Consider the following 15,880-nt stretch of genomic DNA (forward strand, 5'->3'; position numbering starts at 1 on the left):
CACTATTTTAAAAGGAACCTATGTCCAACCAAACCAAGAAAAGCCAGCCGTTAACAGATCGTGGCTGGATCATTACCCTGACCGCACTGTTTGGAATAACAGCTGTCTTCCTGTTCTACCTCATTATTTGTATCTGGCCTTCCGGCTATGTGAGTAGCCAGGACCCCTTCCGCTTATTCGGTGCAGTGTATAAGATCACTGCGGAACACCGTTTCCTGCTCCTGATGATCCTTGGAGGGGCATTAGGTGCCAATGTTCACCTCATTATCTCATTTACCGCCTTTGTTGGCAACCGCATGTTTGTTACCACCTGGATTCCCTGGTATCTTCTCAGACCGGTGATCGGTGCTGGTATGGCTATGTTCTTTTACATGCTGCTGAGAGGTGGGATACTCACTTATAGTCCGCCGGTAGCTCCGGAGTTGCCTGAGCATAACCCGGTAACAGAAAATACTACAGCTGCTGTAACAGAGGGCAACGTCGGCGAAGGCAATGTTAGCGAAGGCAATGTCAGACCAGATTCTCCTGAGCAGGCAGCTACTACACAGGACACCGCCAGGAAATCAGATTGCCCGCCGGTAGCTGGCAGCGGAAATGAGGCAATTCCTGCAGCTACCAGAGACGAGGCTAACCAGTCGAGGGACAGTGTGCCGCTGAACCCATATGGTATGATGGCAATTGCCTGTCTGGTGGGATTGTTCTCAAAAGAAGCTTCTGAGAAACTGGAAGAAGTCTTCAAGACCTTATTCAACGTGAAGGAAAAGGTACAGTACAAAGACCCTCTGCCTGAAGACAGAGATCCAGGCATCCGGGAAAATAACGGAGAAACTACAGGAGCGGATACCGACCTGAACGATCAGAAAACTGAACCGGAGCAATAACCCGTCAGATCCTTTTTTCTTTCCGAACGAATTTCCGGTGTATGATCTCCTGCACCGGAATTCCCTCTATCTTACTTTCCAGCCACGATATAATATCCAGGTACAGGAAGGATCTGCGTTCATACGGGTTCTGTGATAATTGCACCAGCCTTTCTTTCAGATCGGCAAAGGCGCTTCGCAGCGCTTTCGGATGCGCGTAGATATTTCTGCGTAGGAATTTGAGAATTTCCTCCATTACCTGTCCAAGGTCTTTGTTTTTGGCAATGAAGTGGTAAACGGATTTGATCAGGTATTCTACCAGGCTGTAATTTTCCAGTTCATAATGAGCGATCAGGTGTAAGATTCGTGCAAAGCATTGAATATCAGCTCTAAGATTGCCTATCCTGAGCTGAATGATCTTATTCAGGTAGACGATAGCTTTGTTATTATCACCACTACCGAAATACATACAGGCAATCTTGTAGTAGAATAACAGCACACGATGCTGGTCTATTTTAAGCTGATGTTCCGCTATCTCTGCTTCCAGTTGAGGTACCAGTGACAGGCCCTCACGGAAGGTACCTTCCAGGAAAAAGTGGTTGATACGGGCGGTGTATACATATACAAAAGCAGAGGTCTTGGTATTTTCGTTGAAGCTTTCCTGATTTTCTGCTATAAACGTCTCCAGTCTGTCCAGGTCTTTCATGAACTTGTCATGGTTCATGGTATAGAAGTGGGCGGTGAGAAGGTTATGCATTGCCTTTATATAGAGCTCTACGTCTGTACGTTGCAGGGAAGGGTATTCGTCAAAAAGGTTGACCCATTTCTGGGTATACCGGTAAAACATGATGAAGTCCTGGAGGATATAGTAATACCAGCTGTAGGCCTGGTAAAGATGTATCTTCTCATAAAAGCTCATGTCCTTGCTGCAGTCCGGTGGTAGTTCCTTCTCGAAGAAACTGCGTACCATATCGGCATCCCGTTCGTCCCGGGCATGTCCCAGTTTCAGGTAAAGACCATACATACGGAGGGAGAGGGTAGACAGGCGACTGATATTACTGAGCCGCAGTTCGATCTGGCGTGATTCAGCACTGAGTTCGTCCGCCCTGTTTTCCAGGCTGCGGGTAATGTGCCGGCTCTCTATTTGCTTTTCGAACTCGATAATTTCATAGCTTAGCATAACTTCTTCCTGCTCAATAGCTGTCGCTTTAGCTTTGGAGAGGATTCTGAGGCTCTGGGTGTAAAGTCCTTTACTGTATAAAACACGGGCATAATCCAGCTGTTCCCTGAGGTCGATCAGGGGGTCTTTCTGCTTGTACAGCAGTCGGAGACTGGTAAGTAATTGTTTGTACAGGTGAGCTTTTACATTGCTTAGCTGCTGTTTTTTGATAGCGGGTATTTTTTTGAGGATCACCTCTTCATCATACTCCTTTAACTTGTCCAGGGTATTGAATAGCTGAATGAAAAGAACGTCCTCCTTAGTATTATTTTTATTAAAAGCAAGTTGAAAATTCCGCTTTTCGGCTTTTGTGAGTGTTTTAATTAAAATAAAGAGAGCGTCGTGCTGATTGTTGGACATCGTTAATAATATGTTATAATCGACTGACAATCAAAATTATAATTGAAGTCAGGCGTAGTTATATATCGTAATTAAGTCAAATTTAGCTATATGGTAATTAACATTGACCATTAGCTTTGAAGGTACAAACAAACTAGGAAGCACAAAATTATCAATTTCGCTGGTGCCGACGGTCTGATTACTTCAGCCCGGCACACCACAAAATGTAAAATTACGGATGGGAAAAACATTATTTGACAAGATCTGGGATAGCCACGTAGTGGTAAGCAAACCCGGCTTTCCGGATGCAGTATACATCAATACACACTTCATTCACGAAGTGACCAGCCCGCAGGCATTTGATGGCTTGCGCAAAAGAGGCATACCGGTTTTCCGTACTGCTAAAACAAGGGCGACGGCTGACCATAACGTGCCAACCATTGACCAGCATCTGCCAATTAAAGAGGCCCTGAGCCGCAAACAGGTAGAAATGCTGACCACCAACACTTCCGAATTTGGCGTTGAACTGTATGGTCTGGGACATCCTTACCAGGGTATCGTTCACGTGATCGGACCTGAACTGGGTATCACCCTGCCAGGTATGACCATCGTATGTGGAGACAGCCATACCAGCACACACGGTGCATTTGGTGCGATCGCATTTGGTATCGGTACTTCTGAGGTAGAGCAGGTACTGGCTACCCAGTGTATCCTTCAATACCGTCCTAAACGTATGAAGATCGAAGTGAACGGCAAACTGAAAAAGGGCGTTGTTTCCAAAGATATCATCCTCTACATTATTTCCAAGATCTCCGCTTCCGGCGCTACCGGCTATTTTGTGGAATATGCCGGTGAGGCTATCCGCAGCCTGAGCATGGAAGCCCGCATGACCATCTGTAACATGAGTATCGAGATGGGTGCACGTGGAGGTCTGATCGCTCCGGACGAAACTACATTCGAATATATTAAAGGCCGGGAGTTTGCTCCGAAAGGCGCTGACTGGGATAAAGCCCTGGCATACTGGCAAACACTGTATACAGATGCTGACGCAGTATTTGATGAAGTGCTGACATTTGATGCAGCTGACATCGAACCAATGATCACCTACGGTACTAACCCGGGTATGGGTATCGGTGTAACCCAGCATATCCCTTCCCTGGAGCAGCTGGACGACAAGGAAAAACCATCTTTCAAAAAATCCCTGGAATATATGGGACTGGAGCCAGGCAGCGGCCTGCTGGGCAAGAAAGTGGATTATGTGTTCATTGGTAGCTGTACTAACTCCCGCATTGAAGACCTCCGTATGGTGGCCGACTTTGTAAAGGGTAAGAAAAAAGCGGACGATGTAGTAGTATGGATCGTACCGGGTTCCAAACAGGTAGAAGCACAGGCTAAGAAAGAAGGTATAGATAAGATATTTGAAGAAGCTGGTTTTAACTTACGTCAGCCAGGTTGTTCTGCATGTCTGGGTATGAACGAAGATAAAGTACCTGCCGGCATGTATTGTATCTCTACTTCCAACCGTAACTTCGAAGGCCGTCAGGGTCCCAATGCCCGTACCTTCCTGGCTAGCCCGTTGTCTGCAGCTGCAGCAGCGATCACTGGTAAAGTAACCGATGTAAGAGAACTGGTATAATATAACTGAAATGGCCTGGAACGCTGAATTATATAAGGACAAGCACGCTTTTGTGTTCGCATATGGTAATAGCCTGATTGAATGGCTGCAGCCAGTGGCAGGAGAGAACATCCTGGACCTGGGCTGTGGTACCGGTGAACTGACGGCTCAGCTGGCAGAGACCGGTGCAAAGGTGACAGGCATTGATAGTTCGGCTTCCATGATCGGGAATGCACAGGCAAACTTCCCGGGTGTTAATTTCCTGGTAGCCGACGCCACTTCGTTTTCCTTTCCGGATGAACAGTTCGATGCTGTATTTTCCAATGCCACGCTCCACTGGATCCGCCAGCAGGAAAAAGCGCTGGACCGCATCCATCGTCACCTGAAACCGGGAGGACGTTTCGTCCTGGAAATGGGTGGTAAAGGTAATGTGGATGATATTACCGGCGCTTTGGAGAAAGCGATGCAAACCAGGGGCTACACTTATAAACCCTTCTGGTACTTTCCTTCGGTAGGAGAATATACATCCCTGCTGGAAGAATATGGGTTCAGGGTAAACCAGGTACATTATTTTGACCGCGACACCGAACTGGCAGACCCTGAAAATGGTATTGTGGAATGGCTGCAGATGTTCGGCGCACACTTTCTGGACCAGGTACCGGAGCAGGACAGATTACCTATCCTGCAGGAAGCACAGGAGTCTCTCAGGACTACCAACTTCCGCGATGGTAAATGGTACACGAAGTATGTACGCTTGCGGATAAAAGCAGAGAAAATTAAAACAGATCTTTAACTTTAAAATGAAAGACCTTCTCCGGAGGGCTATAATATAATGAGTAAGAATTTTCAACACCTTGTATCCACCGCAGTTCCTATTGCGATTGAAAACATTGATACAGACCAGATCATTCCGGCGCGCTTCCTGAAAGCGACCACAAGGGATGGTTTCGGCGAGAACCTGTTCCGTGACTGGCGTTTTGACACAAACAATGAACCTAAACAGGACTTTATCCTGAACAATCCGATCTATAAAGGTCAGATCCTTGTAGCGGGTAAAAACTTTGGTTGTGGTTCATCCCGTGAGCACGCTGCATGGGCGATCGGTGACTATGGTTTCAAAGTGGTGATCAGCAGCTTTTTTGCTGATATCTTCAAGAACAATGCGCTGAATAACTTCATTCTGCCTATTACTGTTACAGACGAGTTTCTGGACAAAATCTTCAAAGCTATCGAAGCAGATCCTGCTGCGCAGCTGGAAGTAGACCTGGAAAATCAGACATTGAAAATCGCAGCAACAGGGGAAGAAGCGAAATTCGACATCAACCCATACAAGAAAGCCTGCCTCGTTAACGGCTATGACGATATTGACTACCTGTTGAGCCTTCGTAAGGAAATCGAAACCTACGAAGCCAGCCGCGAGTTTAATTTTTAACATTTCACTTCAGTGGTTTAGCTTTACTTTTCATAAGAAAGGTATGCCACCAGGTGTACAGAAGTAAACATCAATTCTAATCAACTTTAAACTAAATGGGCGTAGACAAAAAGATACTGGTAATTCCCGGAGATGGTATAGGACAGGAAGTGACTGCCTGGGGACAGAAAGTACTGCAAACAATTGCTGTAAACTACAAACACAATTTTGTTTTTGAAGAAGGCATAATGGGGCACGTTGCCATCGAAGCTACCGGTACTCCACTGCCTGATGAGACACTGGAAAAAGCCCGCAAAAGCGATGCAATCCTATTCGGTGCGATCGGTCATGCGAAATACGATAATGATCCTACACTGAAGGTGCGTCCTGAACAGGGATTGCTGAAGATCCGCAAGGAGCTGGGCCTCTACGCTAATCTGCGACCTATTAAGTTGTTTGATGAACTGCTGGAAGCTTCCAGCATCAAACCGGAAATACTCCGTGGGGCAGATATCCTGTTCTTCCGTGAGCTGACCGGGGATGTATACTTCGGTGAAAAGAAACGTTCAGAAGATCGTAACACAGCCTCTGACCTCATGATCTATCACCGCTACGAGGTAGAACGTATCGCCCGTAAAGCATACGAAGCCGCACGCAGCCGCCGTAAAAAGCTTTGCTCTGTAGATAAAGCAAACGTACTGGAATCAAGCCGTCTGTGGCGTGAAGTGGTGCAGGAGCTCGCGAAGGAATATTCCGACGTGGAAACTGAACACATGTTCATTGACAACGCAGCTATGCAGCTGGTGAAAGACCCTAAACGTTTTGATGTGGTGCTGACAGCTAACCTGTTTGGCGACATCCTGACTGATGAGGCTTCCCAAATCGCTGGTTCCATGGGTATGCTGGCTTCAGCTTCCGTAGGCGATAGCACCGGTTTCTACGAACCTATTCACGGTTCTGCGCATGATATCGCTGGTAAAGGTATCGCTAATCCTCTGGCGTCTATCCTTTCCGCAGCACTGATGCTGGATATCTCTTTCGGACTGAAAACCGAATCTCTGCGTGTGATCAAAGCTGTTGAAGCTACGCTCAAACAAGGCTACCGCACTATGGATATTGCCAACAAGCATACCGAAAATCACTTTGTGATGGGTACAGATGCAATGGGTGCAAAAGTGCTGGAAAACCTGAGCTGATTATTTTCAACATGATTGCCTGAATAAAGTAAATTCTCCAATAACACAATTAATTTAAGATGAGCGATAAAAATCGTGTATACGTCTTCGATACTACTCTCCGTGATGGTGAACAGGTCCCTGGTTGCCAGCTGACCACTGTCGAAAAAATTGAGGTAGCAAAGGAGCTGGAATTACTGGGAGTAGATGTTATTGAAGCTGGGTTCCCTATATCCAGCCCCGGCGATTTCCAAAGTGTGGTTGAAATATCCAAAGCAGTAAGCGAACCAATCATCTGTGCGCTGACCCGTGCTAACACAATGGATATTGATGCTGCTGCTGAAGCGCTTCGCTTTGCAAAACGTAAACGTATCCATACTGGTATCGGTGCTTCCGATATGCACATCAAATATAAATTCAACAGTACCCGTGAAGACATCCTGAAACGTGCAGTTGATGCCGTGAAGTATGCCCGTAAATACGTGGATGATATTGAATTTTACGCTGAGGACGCAGGTCGCGCTGATAACGAATACCTGGCAAGAATGGTAGAAGCGGTAATCGCTGCCGGTGCTACTGTAGTGAACATTCCTGATACGAATGGTTACTGTCTGCCTGACCAGTATGGCGCGAAGATCAAATACCTGGTAGATAATGTTTCCAATATTGATAAAGCCATCATTTCCGTACACTGTCACAATGACCTGGGTCTGGCTACCGCCAACACGATCGCTGGTGTGATGAACGGCGCACGTCAGGTGGAGTGTACGATCAATGGTATCGGTGAACGTGCCGGTAACACTTCTCTGGAAGAAGTGGCCATGATCCTGAAAACCCATCATGCTATGGGTTATCACACTGGTATCAATTCCAAACGTATCTACGGTATCAGCAACATGGTGGAAACCATGATGCGGATGCCGGTACAGGCGAATAAGGCTATCATCGGACGTAATGCTTTTGCACATAGCTCCGGTATTCACCAGGATGGTGTATTGAAACATCGGGAAAACTATGAGATCCTGAATCCTGAGGATGTAGGTATCCCTTCCAACGCGATTATCCTGACTGCCCGTAGTGGCCGTCACGCACTGAAGCACCACCTGGAGCGTCTGGGGTATAAACTGGATAAAGTGAACCTGGATGAGGTATATCAGCGCTTCCTGATAATGGCAGATCAGAAAAAAGATATTAACGATGCTGACCTGCAGGAACTGATGGGTGATGGTGATGATAAGAACTATGATGATAAAGCGATTAAGGTAACCCTGCTGCAGGTAGTATGTGGAGATCCGCTGCGTCCGATGGCAACGGTGAAACTGAAGATCAACGGTGAAGAGAAAGAAGCCAGCTCCGCAGGTAACGGTCCTGTAGATGCAGCTATCAACGCTATTCACGAGATCATCAAAGACCAGATAGATATTGATGAATTCAATATCCAGTCAATGCGTGGTGGTAGTAAAGATGTAAGTAAAGTTAACATGCGTGTGAAGCACAATGGCCAGTCTTACTATGGCTACGGTTACTCTACTGATATCGTGAACGCCTCTATGCATGCGTATGTAGACGCACTGAATAAGATCTATTAAGCTACGCAGATATGAATGAAAAAGCCCTGTCTTACTGACGGGGCTTTTTTATTTGATACTGCTGAAAGGTATATTCATCAAAGGATACTGTTTGTTGTCCTTCAGATAATAATGCCACCATTCTGTGGCCAGTGGTGTGAAACCGTACTTTTCCATAGTGCTGCGCAGGAGTCTTCTGTTGGCCGCAATGATTGTATCTGATATTGCATAGTCATGATGCGCTTTTTCTGTAAAATCATCAAAACCGGTGGGCATGGCAACTGGCTTTCCTGTATGCAGCTCAATGATGCTCAAATCAACAGCAATACCCCTGTTATGTCCTGAGCCGTTGCGCGGATTCGCGGCATACCGGTCATCAGGCACGATCTCCCACATCTTTTCTGTAATACCATAGGGCCGGTAGGCATCATAAATAATTAATCCCAGTCCCTGTTCATTCAGTTCCATTTGTACTGCCCTCAATGCTTTTGCCGCAGGCAAACGCAGGTATACACCTGCATAAGGGTATAGTATCTGGTGGGTGAAGTTGGCGCTGGTCGCATACCGGACATCTTTACGGATATTAGGTATGTATGTCATGATATCAATCAACGCCTGATTGCTGTCTGCCGATACCAGCTGTTTATAAAGTGCCATTGTATTCACCACAGGCAATCCATATTTATTTGGCGGGATATCCTGTGCATAACCCATCGGAATATTAGTTGTCATCATGACATAAATGCTGAAGATAGCTTGCATGATGGCAGTCTGGTAATTGATTTTCAACTGTTTTTTATTTAAAAATTCCTAAATATGGTAATAAAGTACAAGTTCCTGGTAAAAAAGGATAGTTTTTGCCTCGGTAAAAGGGTTATTTTAGAACCCTTAAATTAAGGAAATTATGAACCTGTTTAGATTAGACAACAAAGTGGCTGTGATCACCGGTGGTGGCAGCGGCATAGGGCAGGCTATCGCGAAGGTATTTGCGGCGCAGGGCGCCAATGTACATATCATTGAGCTGAATGAGGACGGCGGTAAACAAACAGCGGCTGATATTGCGGCTGCGGGCGGCAGTGCACAGGTACATGCCTGCAACGTTGCTCAGCAGGCAGCGGTTGTCAGCACAATGGACAAGATCATTACTGCGGCAGGTCGTATCGACATTCTGGTGAACTGTGCGGGTATTGCACATGTGGGCAAGCTGGAAGGCACTACGGAGGAAGATCTCGACAGGATATATAATGTGAATGTGAAAGGTACATATAACTGTATGTTCGCCGTGATCAAACAAATGAAAGAACAGAAGGGCGGTGTGATCCTGAACGTAGCTTCCATCGCTTCCAGCGTGGGTATTCCGGACAGATTTGCTTACTCTATGAGTAAAGGTGCGGTACTGACCATGACCCTTTCTGTAGCAAAAGATTATATCAATGATGGTATCCGTTGTAACTGCGTGTCTCCGGCCCGCGTACACACACCATTTGTAGATGGTTTCATCGCGAAGAACTATCCTGGTAAAGAACAGGAAATGTTTGAAAAACTGTCTAAAACACAGCCGATCGGCCGTATGGCGAAACCTGATGAGGTAGGTACGCTGGCTTTATTCCTGTGTTCTTCTGAAGCTGGTTTTATCACTGGTTGCGATTACCCGCTGGATGGTGGCTTTATCAAGCTGAATAACTAAGGGATGGTAAAATGCAGCTTACGAATCGCGGATTGGTTATATTCGTAACGCACATTTCTTAGTACTCATTCGTAAATCAATGCATAATTCCATGAAAGCTTGGTCTTTACTACTTATTACAACATTATTCTTTGCCTGTGATCCTTCTCCGAAGAATGCTGCCTCTGCCGATGAAAATGATAAAACGTCTGCAGGAGAAGCATTCAAACCAGCAGAACCTGCAGGGAAATTATCCGTTTCCTTTCCGGTGACTGATACTACCGAAATCAAACTGGTGTTTGAGATGGATGGGAAAACAAAAGAGAAAACATTTGAACTGCCACTGGCAAAAGAGGTGCCTGAAAAAGACCTTTTCCGCCTGGTATGGGACAAGCCGAACAGCTGTTATATTGGTGTGCTGAAACAGAATCGTGATACCCGCTACTATCACGCAAGTGTAGATGAAAAGGGTTATCCGCAGATCTTTCACGTAGGCACGCCTCCGGCTGAAGTATGGCAGTACGCAGAGAATAAGCTGGGACTGGGAAAGATCAGTTCAGCAACCGCTGCACAGATCGTACAATCCTACAAACAGAATTTTCAGTCAGGAAAGATCATTGCTGACTTTATTGTTCAGGTAAAACCAGGTGCTTCCGACGCTGCAGTAGAAATATACGCCGAATTTGGAGGAGCCAACAGAACATTGCCACTGGCAGTGCCAGCAGGTTCCAAAGCGGGACTACTGCTGCAAAAAGGTCGTCCGGAACAATGTTTCGTTGTACTGGAAACAGATGGTAAACTGTCCAACACCTACGAAATCAAGGTAGAAAACGGACGTCTGCAGATCAATACATTAACAAGATAATAAGTCACTGTCCTTATCCGAACGTTTATCTTACGTGCTAAGCAGGATGAACTGACGATCTGGACAGTCCGTGCTCTCCGGAGTACTTTAGAAAATAGAAAAACAGTAATTTTTATATGAAACTGATCAGATTTGGTTTACCGGGTGCAGAGAAACCAGGTATCGTAACAGAAGCAGGTACATTCGATGTAAGTGCATTTGGTGAAGACTTTGGTGAGAAATTCTTTGAGACCGACGGATTACAGCGTCTGGCTGCATGGTGGGAAAAGAACAATGGTAGTTGTCCGCAGGTAACTGAAGGTACCCGTCTGGGCGCTCCGGTGCAGCGTCCTTCCAAAATTATCTGTATTGGTCTGAACTATGCTGACCACGCAAAGGAAACCAACGCACAGATCCCACAGGAGCCGATCGTGTTCTTCAAGAGCACCTCTTCCCTGGTAGGTCCTAATGATGATCTGACTATTCCGCGTAACAGTGAAAAAACTGACTGGGAAGTGGAACTGGCAGTAGTTATCGGTAAAAAAGCCAGCTACGTGGAAGAAAAGGATGCACTGGATTATATCGCAGGTTACGCATTACACAACGACTACAGCGAACGCGCTTTCCAGCTGGAACGTGGTGGTCAGTGGGTAAAAGGTAAGAGCTGTGATACATTTGCGCCACTGGGCCCATGGCTGGTAACCAAAGATGAAATAAAAGATGTGGATAACCTGCGTCTGTGGCTGACCGTAAATGGTAAGACCATGCAGGACGGTACTACCGCCAACCTGATCTTCAAAATACCTTTCCTGGTATCTTATCTGAGCCAGTTTATGACCCTGCTTCCAGGTGATGTGATCTCTACTGGTACACCTGCAGGTGTTGGTCTGGGTATGAATCCACAGGTATACATTAAAGCCGGTGATGTGATAGAACTGGGTATCGATGGCCTGGGTTCCTCTAAGCAGACAGCGGTTGCTTATAAATAGTTAATTAAGCATTAGGAATTAAGCATCAGGAATTGAATAATAAGTGTCAGCATTATTGGTTGACGAATTCAGTTTTACCTATGCTTAATTCCTCATTTCTCTTTTGACTTGTATAGGAATTAATGCCTGGTTCCTAATTCGTAATTCCTAATTGAATGAACATGCGTTATTGCCTCGCGCTTGATCTCGTCAACGATCCCGTGCTGATAGCAGAATACGAAGCCTATCATCGGGAGATATGGCCTGAAATAAAAAAGAGTATCGTTGACAGCGGTATTACCAATATGGAGATCTACCGTGTCTCTGACCGGCTTTTTATGATCATGGAGGTGAACGAAAGTTTCTCTTTTGATGCAAAAGGTGCGGCAGATGCGGCAAATCCAAAAGTACAGGAGTGGGAAAAGCTGATGTGGAAATATCAGCAGGCCCTGCCTGTAGCAAAGCCCGGAGAAAAATGGGTAATGATGGACAAGATCTTTTCTCTACATTAATGTCGGGAGAACGCAGTATGGAAGTATAGCTTTATAGCCACTGATAAGGAAGAAAAACGTTATGAAATAATGATTATAGACGCACACCAGCATTTCTGGCAATACCACCCTGTAAAGGATGCCTGGATCACTGACGATATGAAAGTCATCCAGGAAGATTTCATGCCGCAACACCTGCTGCCTGTGTTACAGGAGAATGGCGTGGATGGTTGTATTGCAGTGCAGGCAGACCAGTCAGAAGCCGAGACACTTTTCCTGCTGGACCTTGCCGGTAAACATGATTTTATCAAAGGGGTAGTGGGATGGATCGATCTCCGAAGTGATCATCTTTCTGACAGACTGGTTCATTTCAGTCAGTATGAAAAACTGAAAGGTTTCAGGCACATTGTGCAGGGTGAGCCGGATCCGGCGTTCATCCTGAGAGAAGATTTCTGCCGTGGTATTCGCGCACTGGCGGCCCATGATTTCACATACGACATTCTTGTATATCCTGTACAGCTGCCGGCAGTGGCCGCATTTGTACAGCAATTTCCTGATCAGCGGCTGGTAATAGATCATATGGCCAAGCCCTATTTCAAAACTGGCGATATCAGTGCATGGGAAACACATATGCGGGCTATCGCTCAGCAACCACATGTATACTGTAAGCTCAGTGGACTAGTCACCGAGGCTGACTGGCAGAAATGGGAAGCATCGCATTTTACGCCTTTTCTGGATGTGGCACTGGAGGCTTTCGGTCCTGAACGCCTGATGTTCGGATCTGACTGGCCGGTATGTAAACTAGCCGCCAGCTATACGGAAGTGAAAGCGATCGTTACCGATTATATCAGCCCCCTTTCTGCATCAGAAAGGGCCGGAATTATGGGCGGAAATGCTGTAAGGTTCTACGGTCTGTAGTGCCTTTGCTTATTTAAAATAATTTAAATCATTGATATGGATCTGGGATTAAAAGATAAAGTGTTTATAGTAACAGGTGGAGCAAAAGGTATTGGCGAGGCGATCTCTAAACTGATCGCAGCTGAAGGCGGTATCACCGTGATCGCTGGCAGAAGTACAGCTGATAATGAAAAGACAGTAGCTGAGATCGTAGCAGCTGGCGGACAGGCAGTAGAGGTGACTGGGGAACTGGGTGAAGCAGAGGCCTGTAAACGCGTGATCGAGTTCACCGCGCAACGTTTCGGACGAATTGATGGTCTGATCAACAATGCCGGAGTAAATGATGGCTGTGGCCTGGAAAGCGGTAGCCCTGAGAAATTCATGGCTTCCCTGCAGAAGAACATCTCTCACTACTATAACCTGGCCCACTACGCACTGCCTTACCTGAAGGAAACAAAAGGTAACATTGTCAATATCGGTTCCAAAGTAGCTGATACCGGTCAGGGCAATACTTCCGGTTATGCAGCTTCCAAAGGTGGTATCAATGCATTGACCCGGGAATGGGCAGTAGAACTGCTGCCTTACGGTATCCGTGTGAATACCGTGATCCCTGCGGAAGTATGGACTCCATTATATGAAACCTGGATCAACTCATTACCGGATCCGGAAGAAAAACTGGCTTCTATCGTTGCGAAGATCCCATACGAAAAACGTATGACCACTTCGGCCGAAATCGCCAGCATGACGGTGTTCCTGTTGTCCGGCGTATCCTCTCATACCACTGGTCAGATCATATACGTGGATGGCGGTTATACACACCTGGACAGATCCATCAGCTAGCTGCCAACAGCAATTTTCATCATATAAATTATACTTATGGCCGGAGCCGCAATGCCCACTTCCACAGTTAAGGCAAACATTGATACAAAAAAGAGTTACCTGTTCCCGTTTATACTGGTAACCAGTTTATTTTTTCTCTGGGCGCTGATCCATAACATGAGCCCTATACTTATTCCACACCTGAAAAAGGCCTGTCAGTTGTCAGATATGCAATCTGCTTTCGTAGATTCTGCTGTCTTCGCAGCCTATTTTCTGATGGCATTGCCGGCAGGTTATGTGATGAAAAAGTTTGGCTATAAGGTAGGTATCATCTTCGGTCTTTGTCTGTATGCCATAGGCGCGTTCCTGTTCATACCGGCTGCCAATGCCCGTGAGTATAGTTTTTTCCTTGGCGCCCTGTTCGTCATTGCTTCAGGTCTTACTTTTCTGGAAACGGCCGCCAACCCTTATGTGTCTGTACTGGGTAGTCCTGAGACATCCACACAGCGCCTGAGTCTCGCCCAATCCTTTAACGGGGTGGGCGCCATGGTTGGACCTATCATAGGAATGAAATTTATATTGACAGGCAGTGAGCTGTCAGAAGCACAGGTGAAAGCCATGTCTCCTGATGCACTGCAGCAATACCTGATCGGTGAAGCCAGCACAGTAAAGGTACCTTACATGGTGATCGGTATTGTGGTGCTACTCATCGCGGCACTGTTTGTAGTAACGAAAATGCCAGAGATCACACAGGCCGATGATGAAGAAATAGACACTACTACCAATACGAAAGGCAGCATCTTCAGACATAGGCATTTGATTGCTGCGGTAGTGGCGATGTTCTTTTATATCGGTGGACAGGTAGGAGTGAACGCCTTCTTTATCCGCTTTGCGAAATTCTCCGCAGGCATCGGCGAGCAGACAGCCGCAGGGATGTTAAGCTATGCTGGTTTTGGATTTATGGCAGGCCGCTTTGTAGGCACTTTCCTCATGCGTAAATTCAGACCGGAAGTGTTGTTGTCTGTCTTTGGTATTGTGAATGTAGTACTCGTGCTGATCGCGATGACAACCAAAGGAGAGCTCGCTGTGTGGAATGTGTTGCTGGTGCCGTTCTTTATGTCCATCATGTTCCCGATCATCTTTTCACTTGGTATCAGGGGCCTCGGTGCGGATACCAAATTTGGTTCCTCCCTGCTGATCATGGCAATTGTTGGAGGTGCTGTTATTCCTCCGCTGATGGGACTGATCTCTGATAACTCAAATATCCAGATGGCCTATATCCTGCCGCTGATCTGCTTCGCAGTGGTAGTATGGTTTGGTACGAAAGGGTATAAGCTGGATAAAGCACATTAAAATAATTATCCGATAGTGAAAAAGGTCCGCCTCACATCAGGCGGACCTTTTTTATTTCTTTACAGCGATTATAATGCCCGATGCCCATACCTGTTTGGTGAGGATCAGGTCTTCCCTGGCCTCCAGGTCCTTAATGAGCTGTGTGGCTTTTTCCTGGTGTCCTTCCGGCCAGTTCGCCTGTGGTAACATGTCGTCCACAATATACAGGCCGCCCTTATTTAGCATCGCCAGCGTCTCGTCCAGCATCAGGTACTTCCCATGCCAGGTATCAGCGAATATGAAATCAAACTTCCGGCGTCTGTTCTCCTTCAGCCATTCTCCTCCATCTGCATGCACCAGTTTTATTCTGCTATCATCTCCCAGGAAACGGGTGGCAATATCCAGGTATTCCTGTGTATTATCCACAGAGATCAGGGTACTTTCCCTGTCCATACCGTCCAGTATCCAGGAAGTGGAGAGGCCGGTGCCGGTGCCTAACTCAAGAAAACTACCATAGGGCTTTCCCGCAGCCAGTGTGCGGAGCAGGGAACAGGTTAATGGTTCAGATGCCATCGTAAAGCCGGATGCGTTCGTGGCGTCAACTATGTACTGATAATGTACAGGGTATTGCTGGAGTATATCCTCTGTCATGAGCTGTTTTATTAATAGGTCTTTC

Annotated in this window: 16 protein-coding genes; 13 read left to right on the forward strand and 3 right to left on the reverse strand. The window is 46.4% G+C overall.

Annotated features, from left to right (window positions below; genetic code table 11):
* Positions 1 to 20: 20 nt before the first annotated feature.
* Positions 21 to 881, forward strand: a complete 861-nt coding sequence (locus GWR21_RS25370; RefSeq protein WP_162334510.1) for an MATE family efflux transporter — start codon at positions 21 to 23, stop codon at positions 879 to 881.
* A gap of 4 nt (positions 882 to 885) precedes the next feature.
* On the opposite strand, the gene GWR21_RS25375 is transcribed toward GWR21_RS25370, so the two are convergent.
* Complete coding sequence (locus GWR21_RS25375) at positions 886 to 2,439, reverse strand: hypothetical protein (protein ID WP_162334511.1); 1,554 nt, start codon at positions 2,437 to 2,439, stop codon at positions 886 to 888.
* Between the two features lie 217 nt (positions 2,440 to 2,656).
* Between GWR21_RS25375 and leuC the strand changes: the two genes are divergently transcribed.
* The 5 genes from leuC (at position 2,657) to GWR21_RS25400 (ending at position 8,208) form a co-directional block, all read left to right on the forward strand.
* Complete coding sequence (gene leuC / locus GWR21_RS25380; protein WP_162334512.1) at positions 2,657 to 4,054, forward strand: 3-isopropylmalate dehydratase large subunit; 1,398 nt, start codon at positions 2,657 to 2,659, stop codon at positions 4,052 to 4,054.
* Between the two features lie 10 nt (positions 4,055 to 4,064).
* Positions 4,065 to 4,826 carry a class I SAM-dependent methyltransferase gene (locus GWR21_RS25385; RefSeq protein WP_162334513.1) on the forward strand — a complete coding sequence of 254 codons (762 nt, stop codon included), beginning with the start codon at positions 4,065 to 4,067 and terminating at the stop codon, positions 4,824 to 4,826.
* 39 nt (positions 4,827 to 4,865) lie between these two features.
* A complete protein-coding gene (gene leuD / locus GWR21_RS25390; protein WP_162334514.1) occupies positions 4,866 to 5,465 on the forward strand; it encodes a 3-isopropylmalate dehydratase small subunit in 600 nt (199 codons plus the stop codon).
* Positions 5,466 to 5,560: 95 nt separating this feature from the next.
* Positions 5,561 to 6,640, forward strand: coding sequence for a 3-isopropylmalate dehydrogenase (gene leuB, locus GWR21_RS25395; RefSeq protein WP_162334515.1), 1,080 nt, complete (start codon positions 5,561 to 5,563; stop codon positions 6,638 to 6,640).
* 59 nt (positions 6,641 to 6,699) lie between these two features.
* Entirely contained in the window at positions 6,700 to 8,208 is a 1,509-nt protein-coding gene (locus GWR21_RS25400; RefSeq protein ID WP_162334516.1) for a 2-isopropylmalate synthase, read from the forward strand.
* Between the two features lie 48 nt (positions 8,209 to 8,256).
* Here GWR21_RS25400 and GWR21_RS25405 read toward each other — a convergent pair whose 3' ends face one another.
* On the reverse strand, positions 8,257 to 8,949 hold the full coding sequence (locus GWR21_RS25405; protein WP_162334517.1) for a M15 family metallopeptidase: 693 nt from the start codon (positions 8,947 to 8,949) through the stop codon (positions 8,257 to 8,259).
* Between the two features lie 142 nt (positions 8,950 to 9,091).
* On the opposite strand from GWR21_RS25405, the gene GWR21_RS25410 reads away from it, so the two are divergent.
* The 7 genes from GWR21_RS25410 (at position 9,092) to fucP (ending at position 15,225) form a co-directional block, all read left to right on the forward strand.
* The gene (locus GWR21_RS25410) at positions 9,092 to 9,874 is read left to right on the forward strand and encodes an SDR family NAD(P)-dependent oxidoreductase (RefSeq protein ID WP_202928992.1); all 783 of its coding nucleotides are present in this window, start codon (positions 9,092 to 9,094) and stop codon (positions 9,872 to 9,874) included.
* Positions 9,875 to 9,965: 91 nt separating this feature from the next.
* The gene (locus GWR21_RS25415) at positions 9,966 to 10,718 is read left to right on the forward strand and encodes a hypothetical protein (RefSeq protein ID WP_162334518.1); all 753 of its coding nucleotides are present in this window, start codon (positions 9,966 to 9,968) and stop codon (positions 10,716 to 10,718) included.
* A gap of 116 nt (positions 10,719 to 10,834) precedes the next feature.
* Positions 10,835 to 11,686 (forward strand): fumarylacetoacetate hydrolase family protein, encoded by an 852-nt coding sequence (locus tag GWR21_RS25420; RefSeq protein WP_162334519.1) that lies wholly within the window; start codon positions 10,835 to 10,837, stop codon positions 11,684 to 11,686.
* 161 nt (positions 11,687 to 11,847) lie between these two features.
* The gene (locus tag GWR21_RS25425) at positions 11,848 to 12,177 is read left to right on the forward strand and encodes an L-rhamnose mutarotase (protein ID WP_162334520.1); all 330 of its coding nucleotides are present in this window, start codon (positions 11,848 to 11,850) and stop codon (positions 12,175 to 12,177) included.
* Positions 12,178 to 12,246: 69 nt separating this feature from the next.
* Complete coding sequence (locus GWR21_RS25430) at positions 12,247 to 13,074, forward strand: amidohydrolase family protein (RefSeq protein ID WP_162334521.1); 828 nt, start codon at positions 12,247 to 12,249, stop codon at positions 13,072 to 13,074.
* Between the two features lie 36 nt (positions 13,075 to 13,110).
* On the forward strand, positions 13,111 to 13,893 hold the full coding sequence (locus GWR21_RS25435) for an SDR family oxidoreductase (RefSeq protein ID WP_162334522.1): 783 nt from the start codon (positions 13,111 to 13,113) through the stop codon (positions 13,891 to 13,893).
* Positions 13,894 to 13,929: 36 nt separating this feature from the next.
* Positions 13,930 to 15,225: an L-fucose:H+ symporter permease gene (fucP, locus tag GWR21_RS25440; protein WP_162334523.1), complete on the forward strand. Its 1,296-nt coding sequence runs from the start codon at positions 13,930 to 13,932 to the stop codon at positions 15,223 to 15,225.
* A gap of 51 nt (positions 15,226 to 15,276) precedes the next feature.
* Here fucP and GWR21_RS25445 read toward each other — a convergent pair whose 3' ends face one another.
* Positions 15,277 to 15,855 (reverse strand): O-methyltransferase, encoded by a 579-nt coding sequence (locus tag GWR21_RS25445; RefSeq protein WP_162334524.1) that lies wholly within the window; start codon positions 15,853 to 15,855, stop codon positions 15,277 to 15,279.
* Between the last annotated feature and the right edge of the window lie 25 nt (positions 15,856 to 15,880).

This window comes from Chitinophaga agri, from assembly GCF_010093065.1.
Taxonomy (GTDB): domain Bacteria; phylum Bacteroidota; class Bacteroidia; order Chitinophagales; family Chitinophagaceae; genus Chitinophaga; species Chitinophaga agri.